Source organism: Nonomuraea sp. AD125B (genome assembly GCF_041402765.1).
Classification (GTDB): Bacteria; Actinomycetota; Actinomycetes; order Streptosporangiales; family Streptosporangiaceae; genus Nonomuraea; species Nonomuraea bangladeshensis.
In genome coordinates, this window is record NZ_JBGLOU010000010.1 from 203,462 (window position 1) to 228,967 (window position 25,506).

Consider the following 25,506-nt stretch of genomic DNA (forward strand, 5'->3'; position numbering starts at 1 on the left):
CCCGGCCGACCAGGGTCACGCCCTGCCTCATGCCGGGGCGGGGGCCTGCGGCATCTCCTTCATCCGGGGGATCGGCGACATCGCCAGCACGATCATCGGCACGATCGCGCCGATCAGCGCGGCGGCCAGCACCACCGGCCGCATCCCCACGGCCTCGCCGAGCAGCCCGGCGACCAGCGCGCCGACCGGCGCGGGCACCAGCCCCATCGCCCAGATGGTGGCGATGACCCGGCCTACCAGCTCGCGCGGCGTCGCCGACTGCAGCACGGTGATGTTGTTCACCACGAACACCTGCGTGCACAGCCCGACGAGCAACTGGGAGAGAGCCAGCACGCCGATCGCCAGCCAGAGTGGCCCGCCCGCCAGCGGCACCAGGATGAGCGCGCTGTTGCCGATCACCGTGGACCAGAACATGGTGGGCCCGGGCCCGGCCCGCTTCATCAGCCGCACCGACAGCCACGCCCCGGCGATGGCCCCGACCCCGCCGACCGCGAGCACCCCGCCGACCCAGCCGGCCGGCACGCCGGGACCCTCGATCAGGTACGGGATGAGCAGCGTCTGCAGGATGCCGATGTCGAAGAAGGAGTACACGGCGCTGGCGATGGCGAGCGGCCGGACCACGGGATGGGCCATCACCCAGCCGAACCCGGCCCGGATGGCCGCGATCATGGAGCCGCCGTCGTCGGGCGGCGGCGGGTCCTCGCGCTTGCGGATGGAGACGAGGAACAGCGCAGACAGGACGTAGCTGACCGCGTCCACGATGATGACCAGCGGCGCCGACCGGGTGGCGATGAGGAACCCGGCGAGGCTCGGCCCGACCGCCTTGGACACCGAGTCGCTGAGCTGCAGCTTGCTGTTGCCGTCACCGAGGTGCTCGGGAGCCACCAGCGCCGGCAGGTACGACCGGTAGGCGATCTCGAACAGCACCCCGAAGACGCCCATCACGAGCACGACGACGTACAGCCACCACAGCGTCAGCAGGTCCATGACGAACAGCACCGGCACCGTGGCCAGCATGAACGCGCGGATGACGTCGCTCCAGATCAGCACCGGCCGCCGCCGCATCCGGTCCACCCAGACGCCGACGACGAAGAACAGCACCATCGGCAGCCTGGCCAGCGCGCCGAGCACGCCCATCTCGGCGACGGAGGCGTGCAGCCACAGGTAGGCGACGACCGGCATGGCGAGCACGGTCACCTGGGAGCCGACCAGCGACAGGCTCTCGCCGCTCCACAGCTTGAGGAAGTCGCGGTCGCGCCACAGCGTGGCTGGCTCAGTCGTGGGGGGTGAGGCCATGGTCGATGCTGCTCCTCAGTTCGGCGGCCGCGAGGGCGACCCGGGGCTCGTACATGACGGTGAAGCGCTCGCCGTGGATGGGCGAGATGCGCAGGCGGCCGGTGACGACGTCCCGCCAGCCCATGTCGTCGGGCGGCACGCCCTCGGCGGCGGGGGAGAACAGCAGCACGTCCCCGTCGTAGGGGGCGTGCCGGTAGTGGCCGACGGCGTGCGCGTTGGCGCGGAAGACCTCGACGAACCGGCGGGCCTGGCGCAGGTCGGCGGTGTCGGGCTGCAGGGTGCCGGCGCGGGAGGCGGCGTCGATCACGGCCAGCAGCCGCTCGTCGGGGTCCATCCGGTGCAGCTCGTCCAGGTCGACCTGGACGTTGCCGCCGGCCAGGGCGTGGGTGAGCAGGACGGCGTCGTCCTCCAGCGAGGCGCGCAGCACCGGCTCGTCGGCGTCGGAGTAGAACAGCACGACGAGCGGCACCTCCTCGCCCAGCTCACGCAGCCGGCGGGCGGTCTCCAGGGCGATGTTGCCGCCGATGCAGTAGCCGCCCAGCACGTACGGCCCGTGCGGCCGGACCTCCAGCAGGTGGGCGGTGTAGTCGTCCACCATCTCCGCCAGCGTGGCGTGCGGCCGCTCGCCGGGGGCGAGCCCGGCCGCCTGCACCGCGTACACGGGCTGGTCGGGGCCGAGGTGCCGGGTCAGCGGCAGATAGCGGAAGACCTGCCCGCCGAGCGCGTGGAACAGGAACACCGGGTCGCGCTCGCCGGTCGGCCGCAGTGGCACGATCCGCCGCGGCGTGCCGTCGTTGTCCTGCGGGCGGCGCAGCTCGGCGGCCAGCAGGGCGACGGTCGGCGCGGTGAGCACCGCCGACAGCGGCACCTCACGGCCCAGCTCCTTGCGCAGCCGCATGGTGAGGCGCAGGGCCAGCAGGGAGTGGCCGCCGAGGGCGAAGAAGTCGTCGTGCACGCCGATCGCGTCGACGCCGAGCGTCTCCTCCCACAGGGTGGCGAGCCGGGCCTCGAACGGGTCGCGCGGCGGCAGGTACGGTGCCCGCCCGCTCTCGCCGGGATCGGGCAGCGCGGCCCGGTCGAGCTTGCCGTTGGCGGTGACGGGCAGCGCGTCCAGCCGTACCCAGGTGGAGGGGACCATGTGCTCGGGCAGCCGCCTGCGCAGCGCCGGGGCGGGATCGACCGGCCCGTCGCCCTCGGGGACGACGTAGCCGACGAGCCGGTCGCCGCGCAGCACGACGACGGCCGCGCGGACGGCGGGGTCGGCGGCCAGCAGCGCCTCGATCTCGCCGAGCTCGACCCGCTGGCCGCGGATCTTGACCTGGAAGTCGGTCCTGCCGAGGTACTGGACCTCGCCCGAAGGCAGCCAGCGGGCCACGTCGCCGGTCCGGTAGAGGCGGGCGCCGGGCGGCCCGTACGGGTCGGGGACGAACCGTTCGGCGGTGAGCGCGGGCCGGCTCACGTAGCCGCGGGCGAGCTGCACGCCGCCCAGGCAGAGCTCGCCCGGGGTGCCGACGGGCACGCGGCGGCCGTCCGGGCCGAGCACCTCCAGGCGGGTGTTGGCGACGGGCCGGCCGATGGGCACCAGCGGCTCGCCCGGCTCGTACGGATGCCAGGTGACGTCCACGGCCGCCTCGGTGGGCCCGTACAGGTTGTGCAGCCCGGTGCCCGGCAGCCGGTCGTGGCAGCGCGCGGCCAGCTCCGCGCCCAGGGCCTCGCCGGAGCAGATGAGCCGGCGCAGCGGCGGCAGCTCGGGCTCGTCCAGGAACAGCTCCAGCATGGACGGCACGAAGTGCATGGTGGTGACGCCGTGGGCGGCGGCGAGCCCGGCCAGCCTGGCGCCGTCGCGGTGCGCGTCCGGCTCGGCGACCACCAGCCCCGCGCCGGTCATCAGCGGCCAGAACAGCTCCCACACCGACACGTCGAACGACAGCGGCGTCTTGTGCAGCACGCGCTCGTCCGTGCCCAGCCCGAACGCCTCCTGCATCCAGCGCAGCCGGTTGACGATCGCCCGGTGGGACACGCCGACGCCCTTGGGCCGGCCCGTGGACCCCGAGGTGAAGATCACGTACGCGAGCGCGTCGGGAGGCACCCGCACCGGCGGCCGGTCCTCCTCCCCGAGGCCGTCGAGGGACAGGGCGACCCCCTCGGGAAGGCCCGCCGCGCCACCGGTCAGCACTGTGCGCGCCCCCGCGTCCTCGATCATGTACGCCACCCGCTCCGCCGGCAGCCCCGGCTCCAGCGGCAGGTAGGCGGCCCCGGCCCCGAGCACGCCGAGCAGGGCGGGCAGCAGGAGGGGGCCGCGTTCGAGATGGACGCCGACGACGTCGCCGGGCCGGACCCCGGCCGCCGCCAGCCGCGCGCTGACGGCCCCGGCCCGCCCGGCCAGCTCCCGGTAGCTGATCCACGTGCCGTCGTAGCAGACGGCGGGCGCGTCGGGGGTGCGCGCCGCCTGCTCGGCGATCAGCTCGTGCAGCGTCGCCTCCGGCCAGTCGCGGGCGGTGGCGTTCCAGCCGTCGATCGCGGCGGCGTCCCGCCCCAGGTACGGCTCGGCGGGCCGCGGATCCGCGGCCGGATCGGCGGCCTGGCCGAGCGCGGTCAGGTAGTGCTCGCCGATCCGCGCGATCTGCCCGGCCCCGAACTGCCCCCGGTCGTAGGTGAGGGTCAGGTCGAAGCCGCCGTGCTCGCGCGAGCGGCTGAACGCGGCGGCGAACGGCACGTCGGTCTGCTCGAAGAAGTCCTGTCCCACGATTTCGACGCCGGGACCGGCCCCCGGCAGGCCCTGGTAGACGTGGAAGTCGCGGAAGTCGAACAGCACGTCCAGCAGCGGGGACCGGCCCGCGTCCCGCTGGATCTCGAACAGCGGGTAGCGCCGGTGCGGCAGCAGCGCCACCTCCGCCTCGAACACCTGCCGCGCCAGCGCCGCCCACGTCGGCGCGGTCACGTCCAGGCGCAGCGGCACGGTGTTGAGGAACAGCCCGAGCACCTCCTCGCCGGCCTCGCGCTCCGGCCGGCTGTGCGTGACCAGGCCGGTCATCACCTCGCTCGCGCCCGTCACCAGCGCGAGCACCCGCAGGTGGGCGGCCAGCAGCAGGGTGCGCAGCGGCACCGCCAGCTCCCTGGCCGCCGCGCCGAGCCGCTCCAGCAGCTCCGCGGGCAGCGGCAGCCGCAGCACCTCGGCCCCCGGCTCGCCGTGCGGGCCGTGCGAGCGGTGCGAGCCCGGCAGGCCCGGCAGGCGCGGCAGCCGCGTGTCCGGCGCGTCCGCCACCCGCTCCCGCCAGAACGCGCGCGTCTCCGGCGCGGCCACGGCGGCGCGCTCGTCGGCCACCAGCTCGCGGAAGGCCGCGCCGGGCGGGGCGACCGGCAGCGGCTCGCCGGTCAGGTGCCCGTGGTAGCGCCGCAGCAGCTCGGTGACCAGGGCCGCGACGCTCCACCCGTCCAGGATGGCGTGGTGGAAGCTCAGGCTGAACGCGAACAGCTCCGCGGCCAGCACGTGCACGTGCGCGCGGGCCAGCGGCGGCGACGCCCAGTCGAACGGCCGCCGCTTCTCCGCCTCCGACCACGCCGCCAGCCGCCGCCCGGCCTCCGGGTCGCCGGACAGGTCCGTCACCTCCAGCGGCAGCGTGGCCGCGCGGTGCACGAGCTGCAACGGCTCGCTGAACCCGGTCAGGTCGAACGAGGTGCGCAGCACGGGATGGCGGGCGGTCACCTCGGCGAGCGCCGCGCGGAACGCCCCGGCGTCGAACCGGCCGCGCAGCGTGATCGTGGTCAGGTCGTGGTAGGTGGCGGCGTCCGGCTCGTACGCGCTGTGGTAGAGCATCCCCGCCTGCAGCGCGGCCAGAGGGTAGGCGTCCTCCAGGCCGCGCGCGGCTCCCGTCGTCACGGTCATCGCGCCTCGCCTTCCAGCAGTCGTGCCAGGTCCTCGGGGTTGAGCAGGCCGAACGGCCGCTCCGGTGGGGCTTGCGCGGGCTCACTCGCCGGTGCGGTGCCCAGCCGCCCGGCCAGCTCCCTGACGGTCTGGTGGCGGAAGAGCTGCTCCAGCCGGACCGCGTACCCGGCCTCGCGCAGGCGGGCGACCACCTTGAGGCTGCGGATGGAGTCGCCGCCGACGGCGAAGAAGTTGTCGTGGGCCGAGACCCGCTCCAGCCCGAGCACGCCGCGCCAGGCGGCGGCGACCGCCCGCTCGGCTTCCCCCTCCGGTTCGGCGTGCCCGGCGGACTCGGCGGCGCGCGGGTCGGGGAGCGCGTTCCTGTCGAGCTTGCCGCTGCGGTTGAGCGGCAGCTCGGCGAGCACCGTCCACGTCCTCGGGATCAGGTGGTCGGGCAGCGTGTCCCGCAGCGGCGCCTCCCATCCGCCGCCGGGATCGGCCGGGTCGGCGGGCACCACGTACCCGGCCAGGCGCAATCCGGCGGGGTCGGCGACGGCGCGGACGGCGGCGGCGCGCACGCCCGGCAACGCCGCCAGCGCCGCCTCGATCTCGCCGAGCTCGACCCGCATGCCGCGGATCTTCACCTGGTGGTCGGCGCGGCCGAGGTATTCGATCTCGCCGTCGGGCCGCCACCGGGCCAGGTCGCCGGTGTCGTACAGCCGGCCGCCCGGCGGGCCGTACGGGTCGGGGACGAACCGCTCGGCCGTCAGCGCCGGTCGGCCCACGTAGCCGCGGGCGAGCTGCACGCCGCCGATCCACAGGGTGCCCGGCACCCCGACGGGAACCCGGTTCATGCGCTCGTCGAGGATCTCCAGCCGGGTGTTCGGCACCGGCCGCCCGATCGGGACCGCCCGCTCGCCCGGCTCGTACGGATGCCAGGTGACGTCCACGGCCGCCTCCGTCGGCCCGTACAGGTTGTGCAGCGAGGCGCCGGGCAGCGCGGCGGCGAAGCGGGCGGCGAGGCCGGCGCCCAGCGCCTCGCCCGAGCAGACCACGGTGCGCAGCGCGCCGAGCCGCGCGCCCAGGCCGGGCTCGGCGAGGAAGGCGTCCAGCATCGACGGCACGAAGTGCACCGTGCTGACCGACTCGCGCTCCAGCAGGTCCGCCAGGTAGGCGGGGTCGGCGTGCCCGCCGGGCCTGGCGACCACGAGCCCCGCCCCGGTCATCAGCGGCCAGAACAGCTCCCACACCGACACGTCGAACGAGTACGGCGTCTTCAGCGCCACCCGGTCGTCCCCGGTGAGCCGGAAGGCGTCCTGCATCCAGCGCAGCCGGTTGACGATCGCCCGGTGCGAGACGCCGACGCCCTTGGGCCGGCCCGTGGACCCCGAGGTGAAGATCACGTACGCCAGGTCGTCCGGATGCGGCCGGACGCCGAGCGGCCCGCCGTCCTCGGCGGCGATCGCCCCGGCGTCCCGGTCGAGCAGCACCGCCGGGTCCGGCAGCCGGTGGGCGAGGGCCCCGGTCGTGACGGTCAGCCGCGCGCCCGCGTCGGCCAGCATGCCCGCCAGCCGCCCGGCCGGATGGTCCGGCTCCAGCGGCAGGTACGCCGCCCCGGCCGCGACCACCGCGTGCACGGCGACCACGAGGTCCGCCCCGCGCTCCAGGCACACCCCGACGACCTCCCCGGGGCCCGCGCCGAGCGCCCGCAGCCGCCTGGCCAGCCGGTTCACCCGGCCGGCGAACTCGGCGTAGCTGGTCCAGCCGCCGTCGCAGCCGACGGCGGGCGCGTCCGGGGTGCGGGCGGCCTGCGCGGCCAGCAGCTCCGGCAGGGTCGCGTCAGGGACGGCCGCGCCGGTGTCGTTGGCCCGCCGGATGAGCTCCAGCTCGGCCGGCGTGAGCAGCGGCAGGTCGGCGACCGGCCGGTCCGGCTCGGCGAGCGCGGCGGCGAGCAGGGCGCGGAAGTGGTCGGCGAAGCGCTCCATCCGGTCGTGGTCGAACAGGTCCGTCGCGTAGTGCAGCACGCCCGTGAGCCGGTCGCCGGCCTCCTCGATCACCAGGTGCAGGTCCGCCTGCGTCACCCCCGGATCGACGTCGAGGGTGCGCAGGGCGATCCCGGCGACGTCCGGCGGCGCGGGCGGCACGTTCTGGTAGGCGAGCATCACCTGGAACAGCGGGTTGCGGGCCAGGTCACGCTCCTCGGCCAGCTCCTGCACCAGCACCTCGAACGGCAGCTCGGCGTGCTCGTGCCCGTCCAGCACGCGCTCGCGCACGCGCGCCAGCAGCTCGGCGAAGCTCGGATCGCCGGACAGGTCGCCGCGCAGCACCAGCGTGTTGAGGAAGAGCCCGGCCAGCTCCTCGACGTCCGGATGGGACCGGCCCGAGACCGGCGTGCCGACGGGGATGTCGGTCCGGCCGGTGTAGCGGGCCAGCACCGCCTGGAACGCGGCCAGCACCACCATGAACGGCGTCACCTGCCGCTCCAGCGCCAGCGCGTGCGCCGCCGCCGTCGTCTCCGCGTCGATCGGGAACGTCAGCCGCCGCCCGTCCCCGCTCGCCCGCCCCTGCCGCTGCCAGTCGGCGGGCAGGTCCAGGCCGCCGGGCAGCCCGTCGAGCGCGTCCTTCCAGTACGCCAGGTCCGCCGACCGCTCCGCGACCCGCTCCCGGTGCCAGGCGGCGAAGTCCAGGTAGCGGGCGGGCAACGCCGGCAGCTCGGCGGGGGAGCCGGCGACCCGGGCGCGGTAGAGCTCCATCAGGTCGCGCAGCAAAATCGACAGGCTCCACCGGTCGGCGACGACGTGGTGCAGGGTGAGGTACAGGTCGTGCTCGTGCGCGCCGCGCCGGACCAGCGCGGCCCGCGCCAGGGGCCCGGCGGCCAGGTCGAAACGGTGCCGCGCCTCCTCCCGGCCCACGTCCTCGCCGGAAAGGACGGCCACCCGGGGCCTGCGGTCGCCCTCGCGCAGGACGGGCTCGCCGTCCTCGTCCGCGACGACCAGACGCAGGGCGTCGTGCCGGTCCACCAGGTTGTCGAACGCGGCCGTCAGCGCGGCCACGTCCAGCGGGCCGGTCAGCCGCTCCGCCCAGGCGACGTTGTAGGCCGGGTTGCCGGGGTCGAGCTGGTCGAGGAACCACAGGCGGGCCTGCGCGTGCGAGGGCCGTACCGGCCCGGCGGGCGCGGGCGGGATCGGCTCCGGCTTGCCGCCCGCGCCGCCGAGGAGCGGGGCGAGGGCCGCGACGGTCGGGGTCGCGAAGCAGCGCCGCAGCGTCACCTCGGCCCCGTACGCCTCCCGCAGCCGCACCACCAGCCGCATGGCCAGCAGCGAGTGCCCGCCGAGGGCGAAGAAGTCGTCCTCCACCCCGAAGTCGTCGCGGCCGAGCAGCTCGGCCCAGACGCCGTGCAGGACGCGCTCGCCGGGCGTGCGCGGCGCCACGAATCCTGCGCTCTCCGTCGTGGCCCGTGGCGGGGGGAGCGCGTTGCGGTCGAGCTTGCCGCTGGGCAGGACGGGGAGGTCGGTGAGGGTGACGAAGGCGGCGGGGATCATGCTGTCGGGGAGGCGGGCGCGCAGGTGGGCGCGTAAATCGTTCTCGTCGGTGGCGCCGGTGGTGTAGGCGACGAGTCCGCGTCCGCCGGGGGCGTCGTCGCGTACGGTGACGACGGCGCGGTGGACGGCGGGGTGTTCGGTGAGGACGGCGGCGATCTCGTCGGGTTCGATGCGGACGCCGCGGATCTTGACCTGGTGGTCGAGCCGCCCGAGGTATTCGAGGTGGCCGTCGGGGTGGCGGCGGACGAGGTCACCGGTGCGGTAGAGCCGTCCGCCGGGCGGCCCGAACGGGTCGGGGACGAACCGCTCGGCGGTGAGCGCGGCCCGCCGGTGGTAGCCGCGGGTGACCCCGGCCCCGCCGAGCAGCAGCTCGCCGGGCACCCCGACCGGCACCGGCCGCAGCTCCCGATCCACCACGTACGCCGTGGTGTTGGCGACCGGCCGGCCGATCGAGCCGCCCCGCCCGTCGGTGACCCGCCGCCTGGTGGACCACACGGTGGTCTCGGTGGGGCCGTACAGGTCCCACACCTCGCCGGCGACGCCGAGCAGGCGGTCGGCGAGCGGGCCGGGCAGCGCCTCGCCGGTGCTGATCACGCGCGGCACCCCGTGGGCGAGCGCGGGCAGCAGCCCCTCCAGGACCGACGGCGTGGCCTGCACGGTGTGCAGCCCGCCGCGCCGGATCAGCTCGTGCACCCGCTCGACCTCGGTCGCCGAGGCGAGCACGACCGTCCCGCCGGTGACCAGCGGGCCGAAGAGCTCGATCATCGCGATGTCGAACGACACCGACGTCAGGAACAGGAACCGCGCGCCCGGCTCCAGTCCGGGCTGCTCGCGCACGTCGCCGAGCAGGCTCACCAGCCCCCGGTGCGGCACCACGACGCCTTTGGCCCGGCCGGTGGAGCCGGAGGTGTAGATCAGGTACGCGGCCTGATCCGGATGGAACGCCGGCTCGGGCCCCGGACCGGCCTCCCAGGTCGCCTGGTCCAGGAGGAGGACCCGCGCGGTGCCCGGCAGGCGGTCCCGCAGAGCCGCGACGGTGAGCACCAGGGCGGCGCCCGAGTCGGTGACGAGCTCCTCCAGGCGGCCAGGCGGGTACCCGGGGTCCAGCGGCACGTAGCAGCCGCCCGCCTTCAGCACGGCCAGCAGCGCCACCACCAGGCCAGGGTCGCGCGGCAGGCACACGCCGACCCGCGTCTCCCCGCCGACGCCGAGCGCCCGCAGCTCGGCGGCCAGGCCGTTCGCGCGGGACTCCAGCTCCGCGTACGTGAGCACGGCCCCGTCCTCGCCCTCGACGGCGCACGCGCCGGGCGAGCGGGCGGCCTGCTCGGCGACCAGGTGGTGGATGCCGCGCTCCGGGTAGGGGACGGCGGCGCCGTTCCAGGCGTGCAGGGTGTCGTGGAGCTCGGTCGCGTCCATGAGCGGCAGCTCCGACAGCCGCAGGTCCGGCGCGGCGACGGCGGCCCCCAGCAGCGTGCGCAGGTGCGCGGCCAGGCGGCCGGCCCGGTCGTCGTCGAACAGGTCCGTCGCGTAGTCCAGCACGCACAGCAGCGAGCCGTCCTGGCGCTCCTCCACGATCAGGTCCAGGTCGAACATGGCGGTGCCGGGCCGCACGTCCAGGCGTTCCAGGCGCAGGCCGGGCAGCTCGGCCGGCGGCGCGGGCGTGTTCTGGTAGGCGAGCATGACCTGGAAGAGCGGGTTGCGGGACAGGTCCCGGCCGCTCGACAGCTCCTCCACCAGCGTCTCGAACGGCAGCCCCGCATGGTCGAACGCGTCCAGCGTCCGCTCCCTGGCGCGGCGTACCAGCTCGGTGAAGGCCGGGTCGCCGGACAGGTCGCCGCGCAGCACCACCGTGTTGAGGAACAAGCCGACGGTCTGGTCCAGGGAGGCGTCCGGCCGCGTGGAGACCGGCGTGCCGATCGGGATGTCGGGCTGCCCGGTGTAGCGGGCGAGCAGCGCCTGCAACCCGGCGAGCAGCACCATGAACGGCGTGGCGCGCTGCCCGGCGGCAAGGGCGCGCAGGCCGGCGGTGAGCTCGGCGTCCAGCTCGAACAGCAGGCGGCGGCCCCGGTTCGACTGCATCGGCGGTCGCGGCCGGTCGGCGGGCAGATCGAGCGCGTCGGGCAGGCCGCCGAGCGCCGCCCGCCAGTAGGCCAGGTCGCGCTCCCGCGACGGGCGGTCGCGCTGCCAGGCCACGTAACCGGCGTACGGCGCGGGCGGCGGAGGCATCGGCTCGCCGCTGTAGAGCCGGAACAGGTCGCGGAACAGGATCGCCACCGACCAGCGGTCGGCCAGGATGTGGTGCAGGGTCAGGATCAGCCGGTGCTCGCCGGGTGCGACGCGCAGCAGGCGGGCCCGGGTCAGCGGGCCGGCGCTCAGGTCGAAGGCGAACCGGGCCTCCTCGCGGGCGGCGGCGTCGGCCTCGGCGGCCGACATCTCCTCGACCCGCAGCACGGGCCGCACCGGGCCGGGGCCCTGCCGGGGCTCGCCGTCACGGGTCCCGACGACATGGGCCAGGATCGGGTGCCGCTCCACGAGCGCGTCGAACGCCGCCGCCAGCGCGGCCGCGTCCAGATCGCCCACGATCCGGTAAGCCCATGACAGGGTGTAGGCCGGATTGCCCGGATCAAGCTGATCGACCACCCAGAGCCGCCGCTGCGCATCAGACAGCGCCCCGTCTGCTGGAGCCCCGTCGGGGAGCGTCCCGCCCGGCGATGCCAGTGCTCCGCCCGCCGGCGCCTCGGCAGGGGACTCGGCGTCCGGGCCGGGTCGCTTCCCCGCGCGGGCGCGCGCGAGGCGGGCCTCCAGTGCGGCGCGCTGTTCCGGGCTGAGCCCGGCCAGCCGCGCCCGTACCCCGTTCGCGTCGCTCACCGCTCCTCCTCCAGCAGTTCCAGCAGGCCGGCCTCGCTCAGCCCTTCTTCGAGCACCGCCAGCGCCTGCTCCTCGACGGTCGTCGCGTCGAAGCAGCGCCGCAGCGGCAGCTCCACCCCGAACGCCGCGTCGATCCGCCCGATGAGCCGCACCACGAGCAGCGAGTGCCCGCCGAGGGCGAAGAAGTCGTCCGTCACCCCGACCCGCTCCCGCCCCAGCAGCTCGGCCCAGATGCCGGCCAGCGTCTCCTCCATCGGCGTGCGCGGCGCCACGAACCCCCCGCTCTCCGTCGTGGCCTGCGGCGGGGGGAGCGCGTTGCGGTCGAGCTTGCCGCTGGGCAGGACGGGGAGGTCGGTGAGGGTGACGAAGGCGGCGGGGATCATGCTGTCGGGGAGGCGGGCGCGCAGGTGGGCGCGTAAATCGTTCTCGTCGCCGGTGCCGGTGGTGTAGGCGACGAGTCCGCGTCCGCCGGGGGCGTCGTCGCGTACGGTGACGACGGCGCGGTGGACGGCGGGGTGTTCGGTGAGGACGGCGGCGATCTCGTCGGGTTCGATGCGGACGCCGCGGATCTTGACCTGGTGATCGAGCCGCCCGACGTACTCCAGCTGACCGTCCGCATGACGGCGGACGAGATCGCCTGTGCGGTAGAGCCGTCCGCCCGGCGGCCCGAACGGGTCGGGGACGAAGCGTTCGGCGGTGAGCGCGGCCCGCCGGTGGTAGCCGCGGGTGACCCCCGCCCCGCCGAGCAGCAGCTCGCCGGGCACCCCGACCGGCACCGGCCGCAGCTCCCGATCCACCACGTACGCCGTCGTGTTCGCCAGCGCCTCCCCGATCAGCATCACGTCAGGGGAGCGCGGCACCCGGTACGCCGTGGACCAGATGGTCGTCTCCGTGGGCCCGTAGAAGTTCCACAGCTCCCCGGCGACCTCCAGCAGCCGCGCCGCCAGTGCGACGGGCAGCGGCTCGCCGCCCAGGACGACGCGCGGCACCCCCGGCGGCAGGTGCTCCACCGCCAGGCTCGCCACCGACGGGGTGAGCTGCACCAGGTCCGCGTCCTCGGCGGCCCGGCGGAGCTCCTTGGGGGTGCGGGCGGCGTCCTCGGGCGCGATCACGAGCGTGCCGCCGGACAGCAGCGGCGTGAAGATCTCCAGCGCCGCGATGTCGAACGACAGCGACGTCAGATACAGCGCGCTGCCGCCGCCCAGCCGCCGGATCACGTCCGTGACCAGGTTGACCACGCCCCGATGCGGCACCTGCACCCCTTTGGGCCGCCCGGTGGAGCCGGAGGTGTAGATCAGGTAAGCGAGGTGATCGGGCCCCACCGACGACACCGGAGCCGTGGGCCGCGCCGGCTCGGGCCCGTCCAGCAGCAGCGCCGGCGGACGCTCCACCGGCAGCCGGTCGAGCTGCGCCGACTCCGTGACCAGCAGCGCCGCGCCGGAGTCGGCCAGCAGGTACGCCAGCCGCTCCGCCGGGTACGCCGCGTCCAGCGGCAGGTAGCACCCGCCCGCCCGCAGCACCGCGAGCAGCGCGACGACCTGGGGCACCCCGCGCGGCAGGCACAGCGCCACGCACGTCTCGGCCCGCACGCCCGCCGCCGCGAGCCGCCCGGCCAGCGCTCCGGCGCGGGCGTCCAGCTCGGCGTAGGTCAGCTCCTCGCCGTCCGGCCCGCGCACCGCCACCGCGCCGGGCGTGCGCGCCGCCTGCTCGGCGACCAGCTCGTGCAGGGTCCGCTCCGGGTACGCCGCCGCCGTGCCGTTCCAGCGGGTCAGCAGCTCGTGCCGCTGCGCCGCCGTCATCAGCGGCAGCTCCGACAGCCGCGTGCCGGGATCGGCGGCGGCGGCCTCCAGCACGAGCTGGTACGCCTCCGCCAGGCGGGCGATCGTGGCGGCGTCGAACAGCTCGGTGCTGTACTCGAAGTAGACGCCGGCGCCGTCGGCGGTCCTGACGACGTCCACGTTCAGGTCGAGCTGGGCGGTGCCGTTCGGGAACTGGCCGCGCGTGCTCATCGGCAGCAGGTTGAACCCCACCTGGTAGAGCGGCGTGCGGCTGGTGTCGCGTACCGGCTGGAGCGCTTCCACCAGCCGGTCGAACGGCGCCTCGGCGTGGTCGAGCGCGTCCAGCACGGTCTCGCGCACCCGATCCAGCAGCTCGCCGAACTCCGGGTCGCCGCCGAGGTCGGTACGCAGCACCAGCGTGTTGACGAACATGCCGAGCAGCGGCTCGAACTCCGGCAGCTCGCGCCCGGCCACCGGCGTGCCGACCACGACGTCGTGCTGGCCGGCGTACCGGGACAGCACCGCCTTCAGCCCCGCGAGCAGCACCATGAACAGCGTCGCCCCGCGCCGCCTGGCCAGCGCTTCGAGCGCGCCGGTCAGGCCGGCGGGCAGCGCCAGGTGGTGCTCGGCCCCGGCGTGCCCGCGCACCGCCGGGCGGGGCCGGTCCGTGGGCAGCCCGAGGTCGGCCGGCAGGCCGGCGAGCCGGTCCCGCCAGTGGCCGAGCTGGGCGGCGAGCACCCCGCCCGCCAGGTGCTCGCGCTGCCAGGCGGCGTAGTCGGCGTACTGGACGGGCAGCTCGGGCAGCCGGGGCGGCCTGCCCTCGGCCCAGGCCGCGTCCAGCTCCTCCAGCTCCGCCGCGAAGTTCGTGGCCGAGCGGGCATCGAACACGGCGTGGTGCACCACGAACACCAGCCGCTGCGCGGCCCCGCCCGGCATCCGCACCAGGTGCGCCCGCCACAGCGGCGCCCGCTCCAGCGCGAACGGCCGCCGCGCCAGCTCCCGCGCCAGCGCGCCGAACTCGCGCTCGGCCCGCTCGGGCGGCAGGCCGCGCAGGTCGGTCCGGGGGAGTGCGACCGGCAGCTCGACCTGGACGACCTGGACGAGCTCCCCGTCCTCGACCGCGAGGGCGGTGCGCAGCGTCTCGTGCCGCCGGACCAGCTCGCGCAGCATCCGCTCGCAGCGGTCCGGATCGTCCCGTTCGGGCAGCTCGATCACGGCGTTGATGTGGTACGCGGGCGCGCCGGGATCGAGCCGCGCCAGGAACCACAGCCGTTCCTGGGCGAACGAGGCGGGAAAGGCGTACGTGCCGGTCACCTGGGCCGCTCCTCTACTGCCCCAGGGCCTCGCGCAGGCTGCGCGGGCGCATGTCGGTCCAGACCCGTTCGACGTGGTCGAGGCAGTCCTGCTTCGCCCCCGAGAAGCCTTCCTCCCGCCAGCCCGCGGGCAGCGGGCGGTCGGCGAACCAGATGGAGTACTGCTCCTCGTCGTTGACCACGACCTTGTACGTGCCGTCCGTCATGTCAGCGCCTTTCCTCTCGGGGCAGCCTGGTGATCGTCGCGGGCCGTGCGGGGGCGTCCTCGCCGCGCAGCTCCTCCACCAGCGCGGCCATCCCGGCCACGGTGGGCACCTGGAAGAGGCTGCGCATCGGCAGCCGGACGCCGATCTTCTTCCTGATGAGCGCGATGAGCTGGACCGCCACCAGCGAGTTGCCGCCCAGCTCGAAGAAGTCCTGCTCGACGCTGACCCGGCGGGCGCCGAGCACCTCGCCCCACAGCCCGGCGAGCGTGCTCTCCAGGTCGTTGCGCGGGGCCACGTGGTCGTCGTCGGCGGCGCCGCCGTCGCCGGTCGCGGCGGCGGCGTCCAGCTCGTCGGCCACGGTGTCCTGGGTCAGCTCACGCACCCCGGCCACGAACTCGGGCAGCGCGGTGGCGTTCACCACGACCTGGCTGCCGAGCCCGGCGGCGAGCAGCCGGCGGAACGCCTCGGCGCCGTCGGCGGGCGGGATGCCGCGCCTGGCCCCGTCGAGGTCGAGGGCGACGCCCGCGGTCGCGGACTCCTCCTTGACCGGCACGGCCTCGGCGGCGTTCCTGGCGCCCTCGCCGACGGTCCTGGTCATCGACTGCCGGTCCACGCGCCGCAGCACGAAGTCGGAGATGTCCACCACGGGCTCGCCGGCGTCGTCGTACAGGGTGAGGTCGGCGGCCAGCACCTCGCCGCCGCCGGTGTCGCGCAGCCGCGCGTGGCTCCACAGCGTGGCGGGCAGCGGGCCGCGCACGGTGATGCGGCCGTAGCCGAGCGGCAGGTAGCTGTGCTCGCCGGAGACGGCCACGAACGCGGTCGCCTCGTCCAGCAGCGCCGGGTGCAGCGGCAGCGCGGCCAGCTCGGCGGCCACGTCGGGGACGGCCACCAGGTGGGCGAGCTGCTCGTCGCCGCCGAGCCGCACCTCGCGCAGGCTGCGCCAGCGCGGCCCGAAGGTGACCAGCCCGGACGCCGAGGCGAACGGGTCGGCCGCGCCGGAGCCGTACGTGCAGCGGGCCCGCACCTCGGCCAGGTCCGCGGCGGGCTCGCCGGCCGCCACCCACGCCGCCGAGCCGCGCGCGTGCGTCACCGGCTCGCCGCCGGCGGAGCTGACCACCTCGAAGTCCATGCCGTCGCCCGCCGGGGTGAGCAGCACCCGCAGCTCCGCGCTGGTGCCCTCGGCGACCGGCAGCGGCGCGACGAAGGCGACGTCGCGCAGCTCGATCGCGTGACCGGGCCCGGGGCTCGGCACGGCCGCCTCGAACGCCGCCCGCGCCGTCTCCAGGTAGCCGGTGCCCGGCATCACCGGCACCCCGGCCACCCGGTGCTCGCCGAGCACCCAGTGCGTCTCCGGCGACAGGGTGGCGGCGTACCAGGGGCGGCGGCCGGCGCTCTCGTGCCGGTGCCCGAGAATCGGGTGCTCCAGCCGGGTGACCCGGTCGCCGCGCTGCAGGGCGCGGAACGCCACCGGCGCGGCCACCTCGGCGGCCATGCCGACCTCCAGCCAGGCCCCCCAGTTCACCGACACGACCCGGCCCGGCCAGACGTGCGCGTACGCGTCCATGAACGCGTTGGCCCCGCAGTAGTCCACCTGGCCGAACCCGCCCGCCACGGCGGTCACCGAGGAGCAGAGCAGCACGAAGTCGAGCGGCAGGTCGCCGAACACCTCGCGCAGCGCCGCCGTCCCCGCGAGCTTGGGCCCCATGACGGCGTCGGCGGCCCCCCGCTCCTTGACCTCGGCCATGCCGCCGCCGGGCACCCCGGCCGCGTGCACGATCCCGTCGATCCGGCCGAACCTGGCGAGGGCGTCGTCCCGGACCCGGCGCAGCGACGCGGGGTCGGTCACGTCGGCGGACAGCACGACCACCTCGGCGCCCGCCCGCTCCATCCGGCGGACGGCGGCCACCGCGCGCCTGGTCCGCTCCGGCGCGCCGTCGAGCGCGTCCCACTCCTCGCGGGGCGGCAGCCCGGTCCTGCCGAGCAGCACCAGCCTGGCCCCGGCGCGCCGGGCCAGGTCCTCGGCCAGCGTCAGGCCGATGCCGCCGAGGCCGCCGGTGATCACGTACACGCCGTGCCGGCGCAGCGGGTCGTCCTGCGGCGGCAGCGGCACCGGCGCGAACGCGCGCACCCAGCGGCGGCCGGCGCGCAGTGCGACCGGGGACGGCGGCACGCCCTCCTCCGGCTCGCCGGGCTCGGCGGCCAGCTCCGCCAGCACCTTCGCGGCGTCGTACGGCCCCGGCTCCAGATCGACGTGCCGGGCCGTCAGCCAGCGGGCCTCCAGCGGGACCACGCCCGTGATCCCGGCGACCGTGGCGTGCTCGGGCCGCGACACGTCCCCGCCGATGACGCCCTGCGTGCCGGCGGTCACGATGTCCAGGTGGACCGGCGTCTCCCGCTCGGCCCCCGCCATCGCCTGCACCAGCGCCAGCAGGCTGTGGAAGCCGAGCTCCTGGGCCGCGGTGACCTGCTCGGCGGTCGCGGCCGGAGCGCCGTCCAGCGCCCAGGCGTGCACGACGCGGGCCGGCACGCCGGTCGCGGCCAGCAGCGCCTCGTAGTCGTCACGCTCGGCCGGCCGGACGGTGACCGTCCCGTCGGGGCCGACGCCGTACGCCTCGCCCGGCACCACCCGGACCGCGTCCGCGCCGGCCGCCCGCAGCCCGTCCAGCAGCGGCCCGGCGGCCGGTCCCGCGAACACCAGGCAGCGCAGCCCGGCGAGCGCCGCCGTCCCGGCCGGGGCGACGGGCTCCTGCCGCCAGGCCGGCACCGAGAACCACTCCTCCAGCGGCAGCGCCCCCGCGCGCGGCGGCCGGGGGAAGACCAGCTCGGGATCGAAGTCGGTGCGCACCCAGTGCTCGGCCCGCTCGTACGGGTACGCAGGCAGCGGCACCCGGCGGGCGGGCTCGGCCAGCGCGTCGGTGTCCAGCGGCACGCCCGCCGTCCACAGCGCCCCGGCCGTCGCGTACAGCACCTCCAGGTCGGACTTGCCGTCGGCGGGGCCGGGCAGGCTGGCCAGCGGGCGCGGCGCCGTCTTGGGGAGCTGGTTGCGCGCCAGCCCGGCGAGCTGCCGTCCCGGGCCGCACTCCACCAGCCGCCACTCGCCCTCGGCGGCGAGCGTCGCCACGCAGTCGCCGAACCGGACGGCCTCGCGCACGTGCCGCGTCCAGTAGGCGGGGTCCGTGGCCTGCTCGGCGGTGATCCAGGTGCCGGTGACGTTCGACAGGAACGGCAGCGCGGGCGCGTGCCTGGCCGCGGCGGCGACCGCCTCGTGGAAGTCGCCGAGAATCGGGTCCATCATCGCCGAGTGGAAGGCGTGCGAGGTGCGCAGCGCGGTGTGCTGGACGCCGGCCTCGTCGAGCCGGGCGGCGTAGGCGGCGACCAGCTCGCCGGGACCGGCGACGACGCACGTGCCGGGGCCGTTGACGGTGGCGATCGACAGGCCGTCCGGCAGGTCCCCGCGCACCTCCGCCTCGTCGAGGCGCACCGCGAGCATCGCGCCCGAAGGCACGCTCTGCATGAGCCGGCCGCGGACGGCGACCAGGCGCAGCGCGTCCGGCAGGGAGAAGACGCCCGCGACGGTCGCGGCGACGTACTCGCCGATGCTGTGCCCGATCATCGCGGCCGGCTCCACACCCCACGAGCGCCACAGGGACGCCAGCGCCCACTCCAGCGTGAACAGCGCCGGCTGGGTGAGCTCCGTCTGCCGCAGCCGCTCGTCGGCGGCCTCCCGCTCGTCGTCGCCCGGGAACAGCAGGGTGCGCAGGTCCAGGCCCAGCTCCTCGCGCAGGATCGCGGCGCACTCGTCCACGGCGGCGGCGAAGGCCGGCTCGGTGCGGTAGAGGCCCGCCCCCATTCCCGCGTACTGCGCGCCCTGGCCGGAGAACAGCCAGGCCACCTTCGGCGTGCCCGCCCGGCCCTTCACCACCCGGCGCGGCGTGGTCAGCGCCGCCACCGCGTCGGCCGTGTCGGTGGCCACCACGGCGGCGCGGTGCGCGTACCGGCGGCGGGACCGCAGCGTGTGCGCCACGTCGGCCAGGTCGAGCTCCCGCCCCTCCAGGTGGCCGGCCAGCCGGGCCGCCGTGGCCTCCAGCGCCGACGGGGTCCGCGCCGACAGCAGCAGCAGGTGGGCCGGGCGCGGCTGCGCCGTGGGCAGCGGCGCGGGCGGCGCCTGCTCGACCAGCACGTGCGCGTTGGTGCCGCCGATCCCGAACGAGCTGACGCCCGCCCGGCGCGGGAAGCCGTTCGTCTCCCACTTCGTCAGCGACGAGACCACCCGGAACGGGTTGGAGCCGAAGTCGATGCGCGGGTTCGGCGTCTCGAAGTTGAGGCTCGGCGGGATCAGGCCGTGTTCCAGCGCGAGCACCGTCTTGATGAAGCCCGCGATGCCCGCCGCCGGGCCCAGATGGCCGATGTTGGTCTTGACCGAGCCGAGGCCGCACCAGCCCGCCTCGTCGGTGCCGGCGCCGAGCACGCTGGACAGGGCCGACACCTCGATCGGGTCGCCCAGCGAGGTGCCGGTGCCGTGCGCCTCCACGTAGGTGATGGTCCGCGGGTCGATCCGCGCGACGCCGAGCGCCTGCGCGACCGCGGCCGCCTGGCCCTCGGCGCTCGGCGCGGAGAAGCCCATCTTGGTGGCGCCGTCGTTGTTGATCGCGTTGCCGATCACCACGGCCCGGATGTGGTCGCCGTCGGCGAGGGCGTCCGACAGGCGCTTCAGCACCGCCATGCCGCCGCCCCCGCCCCAGATCGTGCCGGCCGCGGCGGCGTCGAACGCCCGGCAGTGCCCGTCGGGCGCGTAGATGCCGTCCTGGTGGAACTGGTACCCCCACTCGGCGGGCAGCTCCAGCGAGGCGCCGCCGGTCAGCGCCATGTCGCACTCGCCGGTGCGCAGCGCCTCGCACGCCACGTGCAGCGCGACCAGCGACGAGGAGCACGCCGTGTGCAGGGTCACGCTGGGGCCGCGCAGGTCCAGCTTGTACGACACCATCGTGGCCAGGTAGTCGGGGTGGTTGCCGGTGTAGACGGCGAGGTTGCCGACGGAGGCGAACACCTTCTTGTTCGGCCGGATGTACATCCACTGGTACTCGTCGGAGCCGATGGCCCCGTACACGCCGATCTCGCCCGGATAGCGGGCCGGATCGTAGCCCGCGTCGTCCAGCGCGCTGCTGGCCAGCTCCAGGAACATGCGCTGCTGCGGGTCGCGCAACTCCGCCTCGCGCGGCGACATGCCGAAGAAGGCCGCGTCGAGCGCGCCGTAGCCGTCGGCGATCGAGCACGCCCTGACGAACGTCGGATCGTCCAGCAGGTAGTCGGGCACGCCGAGCGCCGCCTGCTCCTCGCGGGTGTAGAAACGCACCGACTCGACGCCGCCGACCAGGTTGCGCCAGTACGCGGGCACGTCCTCGCCGCCCGGGAGACGGCAGGCCAGGCCGACGACCGCGATCGGCTCGACCCCTGGCCCCTCGTCGTCGTGGTTCAGCTCAGCGGTCATCAGTCACTCTCCCGTCTGGCCCGGTGGGGCCGAGTTGAGGGGCGTGCCCTGCGCGCCGCGACCCGCCGCGCGGCGCGCTCCGCACCCGGCGTACGCCGCTCGCCGTCGAGGTGCGCGGCGAGCGTCCGTACGGTCGGGAAGCGGAACAGGTCCACGATCGGCACCTCGCGGCCGAGTGCGGCGGCGAGGCGGGCCTGGACCTGAGCGGTGGCGAGCGAATGCCCGCCGATCTCGAAGAAGTTCGCGTCGGCCGCCACCCGCGGCAGGCCCAGGACCTCCCGCCAGACGCCGGCGACCAGCCGCTCGGTCGCGGTGGCCGGCTCCTGCCCCGGCCCGGCCGCGGCGCGCGGGGGAGGGGCGGGCAGGGCGGCCCGGTCCACCTTCCCGTTCGGCGTCAGCGGCAGCGCCGGCAGCAGCACCAGCTCGGCCGGCACGGCGTAGTCGGGCAGGCGGGCCGCGAGATGCCGGCGCAGCTCCCCGGCCTGCACGGCCGCGCCGGCGGGCACCGCGTAGGCGTGCAGCACCGGCCCGCCGGGCTGCTCGGCCGCCCGCGCCGCCGCCGCCAGGACGCCGGGGTGCGCGGCCAGGGCCGCCTCCACCTCGCCCAGCTCGACCCGGTGGCCGCGGATCTTCACCTGCCCGTCGGCCCGCCCGGCCGGCACCACCCGGCCGTCGGGGTCGTAGCGGCCGAGGTCGCCGGTGCGGTAGCGGGCGGGCCCGCCGCCGGGCTCCCTGCTGAAGCGGCTCCTGGTCAGCTCGTCGTCGCCCGCGTACGCCTGCGCCAGGCGACGGCTGCGCACCACCACCTCGCCGAGCTCCCCCACGGCCGCGGGCGCGCCGCCGGCGTCGAGCACCAGCAGCTCCGCCCCGTCCACCCCGTGACCGACCGGCACCGGGTCGCCGCTCGCGCCCACCTGGCCGGTGATCTCGTGGACGGCCTGCGCCTGGGGCGTCTCGGTGGTGCCGTAGGCGTTCACCAGGCGGGCCTTCGGCGCGACCGCCGCGAACCTGGCCACGTCCGCGAACGTCAGCCGGTCCCCGCCGAACACCACCAGCCGCAGGTCGGGCAGCTCCACCCCGGCCGCCGCGATCAGCGTGGCGAGCTGCGGCGTCACGTGCGCCACCGTGATCGCCCGCTCCCGCAGCCACGCAGCGAGCCGCGCCGGGTCCCGCACCCGGTCCTGCGCCGGCACGTGCAGCGTCGCTCCGAGGGTGAGCGGCGTCCAGACGTCCCGCAGCAGCGGGTCGTGCGCCAGCCCGGCCAGCAGCGCGAACCGGTCGTCGGCGGTCAACGCGAACTCGGCCGCGTACCAGTCCAGGAACCGGGCCAACGGCTCCTCAGCCGCCACCACCGGCTTCGGCTCACCGGTGGTCCCGGACGTGAACGCCAGATACCCCCGCTCCCCGAGCGCCGCCCTCCCGACCCCCTCACCGGCCGAACCGTCAGTGCCGGAGGACTCGGTGGTGGGCCGGGGGTATCGGTCCGGCTCGGGCGACTGGGCCAGTTCGGGAGGCGGGGTCGGTTCGGGGGACCGGTCCGGCCCGGACGAGCTGGCCAGGTCGGGGGACCGGGTTGGTTCGGGCGAGACGGCCAGTTCGGGGGACCCGGCCGGCTGGGGCGGCCATGCCGGCTCGGGCAGCCAGGCCAGCTCGGCCGGGACGGTGACGCCGGGGCAGGTGATCAGCGCGCGGGCCCCGGCGGCCCGCGCCTGGGCCGCGAGGCGCGCGGCCGGCAGGGCGGGGTCCAGCACGGCCCAGCGCCCCCCGGCCCCCAGGACGCCCAGCATCAGCGCGGGCAGCTCGCACGTCCGGGCGGCCAGGATCGCCACCACCGCCCCCGACCCCTCTGCGGTGGCCACGGACTCCGCGACCGCGCCCGCGAGCCGGACCAGCCCGGCGTAACTGAGCGCACGATCCTCACCGGCGACCGCCACCCGGCCGCTCCCGGCGTGGCCGAGGACCCGTTCCACCACGCCGGGCCCGCTCCAGCCGGGCAGGGGACGGGTGCCGTCCGGGAGGCGGACGCGCTCCGATCCGGGCGGAGGGCGGAGGGACGCGCGTCGCACCGGCAGCTCAGGAGCGGCGACCAGGTCGCCGAGCAGCCGCAGGTAGCCGGCCAGCAGTTCCTCGATCCGCTCCTGGCGGAACAGCCGCGGGTTGTACGCGGCCTGCAGCACGTACCGCCCGTCGCGTTCCCCGACGTACAGGGTGAGGTCGAACAGCGCGCCCGGCAGCCCCGGCGGCAGCGGGACGGCCGTGACGCCGGGCAGCTCCAGCCGAGGCTCGGCGAAGTCGTACATGTTGAACAGCACCTGGACCAGCGGGTTCCTCGACAGGTCACGGCCGGGCCCGAGCCGGTCGACCAGCCGCTCCAGGTGCACGTCGAGATGGGCGAGCGCGCCGGACAGCGTCTCCTGGCAGCGCGTCACGTGCGCCGCGAAGCTCGCGCCGTCCTCGACGCGCAGCCGTACCGGCAGCACCTGCACCAGGCACCCGACCAGCGGGTGGAAGGCCGGGTCGCGCCGGTCGGCGACGGGGGCGCCGACGATCAGGTCATGCTGCCCGGTGAGCCGCCGCAGCACCTGCCCGAACGCCGCCAGCAGCACCGCGTACGGCGTGCTGCCGAGGCGCGCGGCCAGCGCCCGCACGCCGTCGCTGACGGCCGCCCCGGCCTCGGCCGCCGCGCCGGCCCCCTCGAACGTCTGCACCGCCGGGCGCGGATGGTCGCGCGGCAGGTCGAGCACGGCGGGCGCGCCCTCCAGGTGCCGCCGCCACCACTCCAGGCTCGCCTCGCCGTCCCGCCCGCCGAGGTAGGCGGTGTACCCGCCGAACGAGGTGCGCAGCGGCGCGAACGCCGCCTCCCGGTAGGCGCGCCCGAGGTCGTCGTAGAGCACCCGCTGCGACCAGCCGTCGAACACCAGGTGGTGCGCCGTGATCGCCAGCACGTGCTCCTCGGCGGCGACGCGCAGCAGCCGGGCCCGCCACAGCGGCCCCGCCGCCAGGTCGAAGGCGAGCCGGGCCTCCTCCGCCAGCCGCTCGCCGACGTCCGCCTCCGTCACGTCCTCCACGGGCAGCGGCACCGGGCCGGGCGGTGACACGGCGACGGCCGGCACGCCGCCGGACTCCGGGACGCGCCACCGCAGCACCTCGTGCCGCTCGGCCACCGCCGTCAGGGCGGCCCGCAGGGCGGCGACCTCCAGCGGCCCGGACAGGCGCTGCGCCATCGCGATGTTGTGCGCGGGCGTGCCGGGCGCCAGCCGCTCCACGAACCACATCCGGCGCTGCACCGCCGACAGCGCGGCCGGCGCCGCGGCGAGCGGTTCGTCCCGCGCGGGCGGGGCCAGCTCGGCCAGGCGGGCGATGCCGGCGACGGTACGGCCCGCGAGCACGTCCCTGACCTCGATCTCCTTGCCGAGCCTGGCCCGCAGCAGCGCGGCCAGGCGCATGGCCACCAGCGAGTGACCGCCGCACGCGAAGAAGTCGTCGTCCGGCCCCGGCTCGGCCCCGGCCCCGAACGCCTCCGCCCACGCCGCCGCGACCCTCCGCTCCACCCCGCTCCCGCCGGCCTCCGGGGCCGCGCCGCCCGCTGGGGACTCGTCCCGCCGGGCGCGCAGGGCCGCCATGTCGATCTTGCCCGCCACGGTCAGCGGCAGCGCCGCCAGCCGCACCACCCGGGTCGGCGCCATGTACGCCGGCATGCTCTCCAGGCAGTGCGCCCGCACCTCCTCGATGCCGGGCGCGTCCTCGGGCGTCAGGTACGCGGTCAGCTCCTTCAGCCCCGTGGCCCCGCCGGTCACGTCCGCGACCGCCTGGCGCACGCCGGGATGCGCCCGCAGCACCGCCTCGACCTCGCCGATCTCGACGCGCTGGCCCTGGACCTTCACCTGCCGGTCCAGCCGCCCGATGAAGCCGATCCGGCCGTCGTCCTCCAGCACGACCTGGTCGCCGGTGCGGTACATGCGCGCCCCCGGCCCGCCGTACGGGTCCGGCACGAACCGCTCGGCCGACAGCCCAGGCCGGCCGAGGTAGCCGCGGGCCAGTTGCGGGCCGCCGATGCACAGCTCGCCGGGCGTGCCGGGCGGGCAGGGCCGCAGCAGGTCGTCGAGGATGTACGCCCGGCAGCCCGGCAGCGCGTGCCCGATCGGCAGCGGCCGGTCCCAGACGCCGGACAGCTCGGTGCCGACGACGCACACCGTGGTCTCGGTGGGGCCGTACCAGTTGTGGAAGCGCCGCCCGCCCGCCGTCCAGCGGGCCACCTGCTCGGGCCCGGCCGGCTCGCCCGCGGTGAGCAGGTCGCGCAGCCACGGCAGCCGCTCCGGCTCCAGCAGCGGGAGCAGCGCGGGCGGGATCGTGCCCCAGGTCACCTGGTGCCGTTCGAGGAAGCGCTGGAGCCGGGCGGCGTCCACCCGGTCCTCCTCGGGGATCAGCATCACCGACCCGCCGCGCGCCAGCGGCGCGAAGACGTCCAGCACCGACACGTCGAACCCGAGCGCGGCGAACCCGATGGACCGGCACCCGGCGTCGAGCCCGAACACCTCACCCGCCATCGTCACGAACGACACCGCCGAGGCATGACTCACCACCACCCCCTTGGGCCGCCCCGTCGAGCCGGAGGTGTAGAGCACATAGGCCGCCGCACCCGCCGGCACGACCCGCGCGACCACCCCGGCCCCTCCGGCCCCCAGCGGCCCGATCTCCGACGGCTGGGTCTCCAGCGGCCCAGCCTCCGACTGCCCGGTCTCCAGTGGCCCCGTCTCCAGGTGCACGGGCAGACCGGCCAGCAGTTCCGCGCCGGTCTCGTCCGCGACGACCGTGGTGATGCCGGCGTCCTCGATGACGCCGGCGAGCCGCCGGCGCGGGTGTGCGGGGTCCAGCGGCACGTACGCGGCCCCGGACATCAGCACCCCGAGCACGCGGACCAGCAGGCCGGGCGTGCGGCGGTGGCAGATGCCGATCCGCGTCTCGGGGCCCGCGCCGAGCTCGCGCAGCCGGTGCGCCAGCGCCGCCGCCGCCGAGACCAGCTCGCGGTAGGTCAGGCTCCGCTCGCCCTGCCGTACGGCCGTCGCGTCCGGAGTGCGCCCGGCCTGCGCCACGACGAGGTCATGAAGAAGCGCCCCGTTGGTCACTCGTGTCTCCCCGCTGTCTCCTCG

Annotated in this window: 7 protein-coding genes; all 7 read right to left on the bottom strand. The window is 76.2% G+C overall.

From position 1 onward, the window contains the following. Positions 1 to 27: 27 nt before the first annotated feature. Genes ACBR40_RS26485 through ACBR40_RS26515 form a run of 7 tightly spaced genes read right to left on the bottom strand, consistent with a single transcriptional unit; the run spans position 28 to position 25,482 of the window. Positions 28 to 1,296: an MFS transporter gene (locus ACBR40_RS26485; protein ID WP_344219450.1), complete on the bottom strand. Its 1,269-nt coding sequence runs from the start codon at positions 1,294 to 1,296 to the stop codon at positions 28 to 30. Continuing rightward, on the bottom strand, positions 1,274 to 5,182 hold the full coding sequence (locus ACBR40_RS26490; RefSeq protein ID WP_371250490.1) for an amino acid adenylation domain-containing protein: 3,909 nt from the start codon (positions 5,180 to 5,182) through the stop codon (positions 1,274 to 1,276). The genes ACBR40_RS26485 and ACBR40_RS26490 overlap by 23 nt, the downstream gene beginning before the upstream one ends. Further along, positions 5,179 to 11,571 carry an amino acid adenylation domain-containing protein gene (locus ACBR40_RS26495; RefSeq protein ID WP_371250491.1) on the bottom strand — a complete coding sequence of 2,131 codons (6,393 nt, stop codon included), beginning with the start codon at positions 11,569 to 11,571 and terminating at the stop codon, positions 5,179 to 5,181. The genes ACBR40_RS26490 and ACBR40_RS26495 overlap by 4 nt, the downstream gene beginning before the upstream one ends. Beyond that, a complete protein-coding gene (locus ACBR40_RS26500) occupies positions 11,568 to 14,663 on the bottom strand; it encodes an amino acid adenylation domain-containing protein (protein WP_371250492.1) in 3,096 nt (1,031 codons plus the stop codon). The genes ACBR40_RS26495 and ACBR40_RS26500 overlap by 4 nt, the downstream gene beginning before the upstream one ends. Positions 14,664 to 14,676: 13 nt before the next feature. Then, complete coding sequence (locus ACBR40_RS26505; protein WP_344219442.1) at positions 14,677 to 14,868, bottom strand: MbtH family NRPS accessory protein; 192 nt, start codon at positions 14,866 to 14,868, stop codon at positions 14,677 to 14,679. 1 nt (position 14,869) lies between these two features. After that, a complete protein-coding gene (locus ACBR40_RS26510; RefSeq protein WP_371250493.1) occupies positions 14,870 to 20,356 on the bottom strand; it encodes an SDR family NAD(P)-dependent oxidoreductase in 5,487 nt (1,828 codons plus the stop codon). Further along, positions 20,356 to 25,482 carry an amino acid adenylation domain-containing protein gene (locus ACBR40_RS26515; RefSeq protein WP_371250494.1) on the bottom strand — a complete coding sequence of 1,709 codons (5,127 nt, stop codon included), beginning with the start codon at positions 25,480 to 25,482 and terminating at the stop codon, positions 20,356 to 20,358. The genes ACBR40_RS26510 and ACBR40_RS26515 overlap by 1 nt, the downstream gene beginning before the upstream one ends. Positions 25,483 to 25,506 lie beyond the last annotated feature (24 nt).

Coding starts and splice junctions, on each gene's coding strand:
- ACBR40_RS26485 (WP_344219450.1), bottom strand. CDS start 1,296: ATGGCCTCACCCCCCACGACTGAGCCAGCCACGCTGTGGCGCGACCGC.
- ACBR40_RS26505 (WP_344219442.1), bottom strand. CDS start 14,868: ATGACGGACGGCACGTACAAGGTCGTGGTCAACGACGAGGAGCAGTAC.
- ACBR40_RS26510 (WP_371250493.1), bottom strand. CDS start 20,356: ATGACCGCTGAGCTGAACCACGACGACGAGGGGCCAGGGGTCGAGCCG.
- ACBR40_RS26490 (WP_371250490.1), bottom strand. CDS start 5,182: ATGACCGTGACGACGGGAGCCGCGCGCGGCCTGGAGGACGCCTACCCT.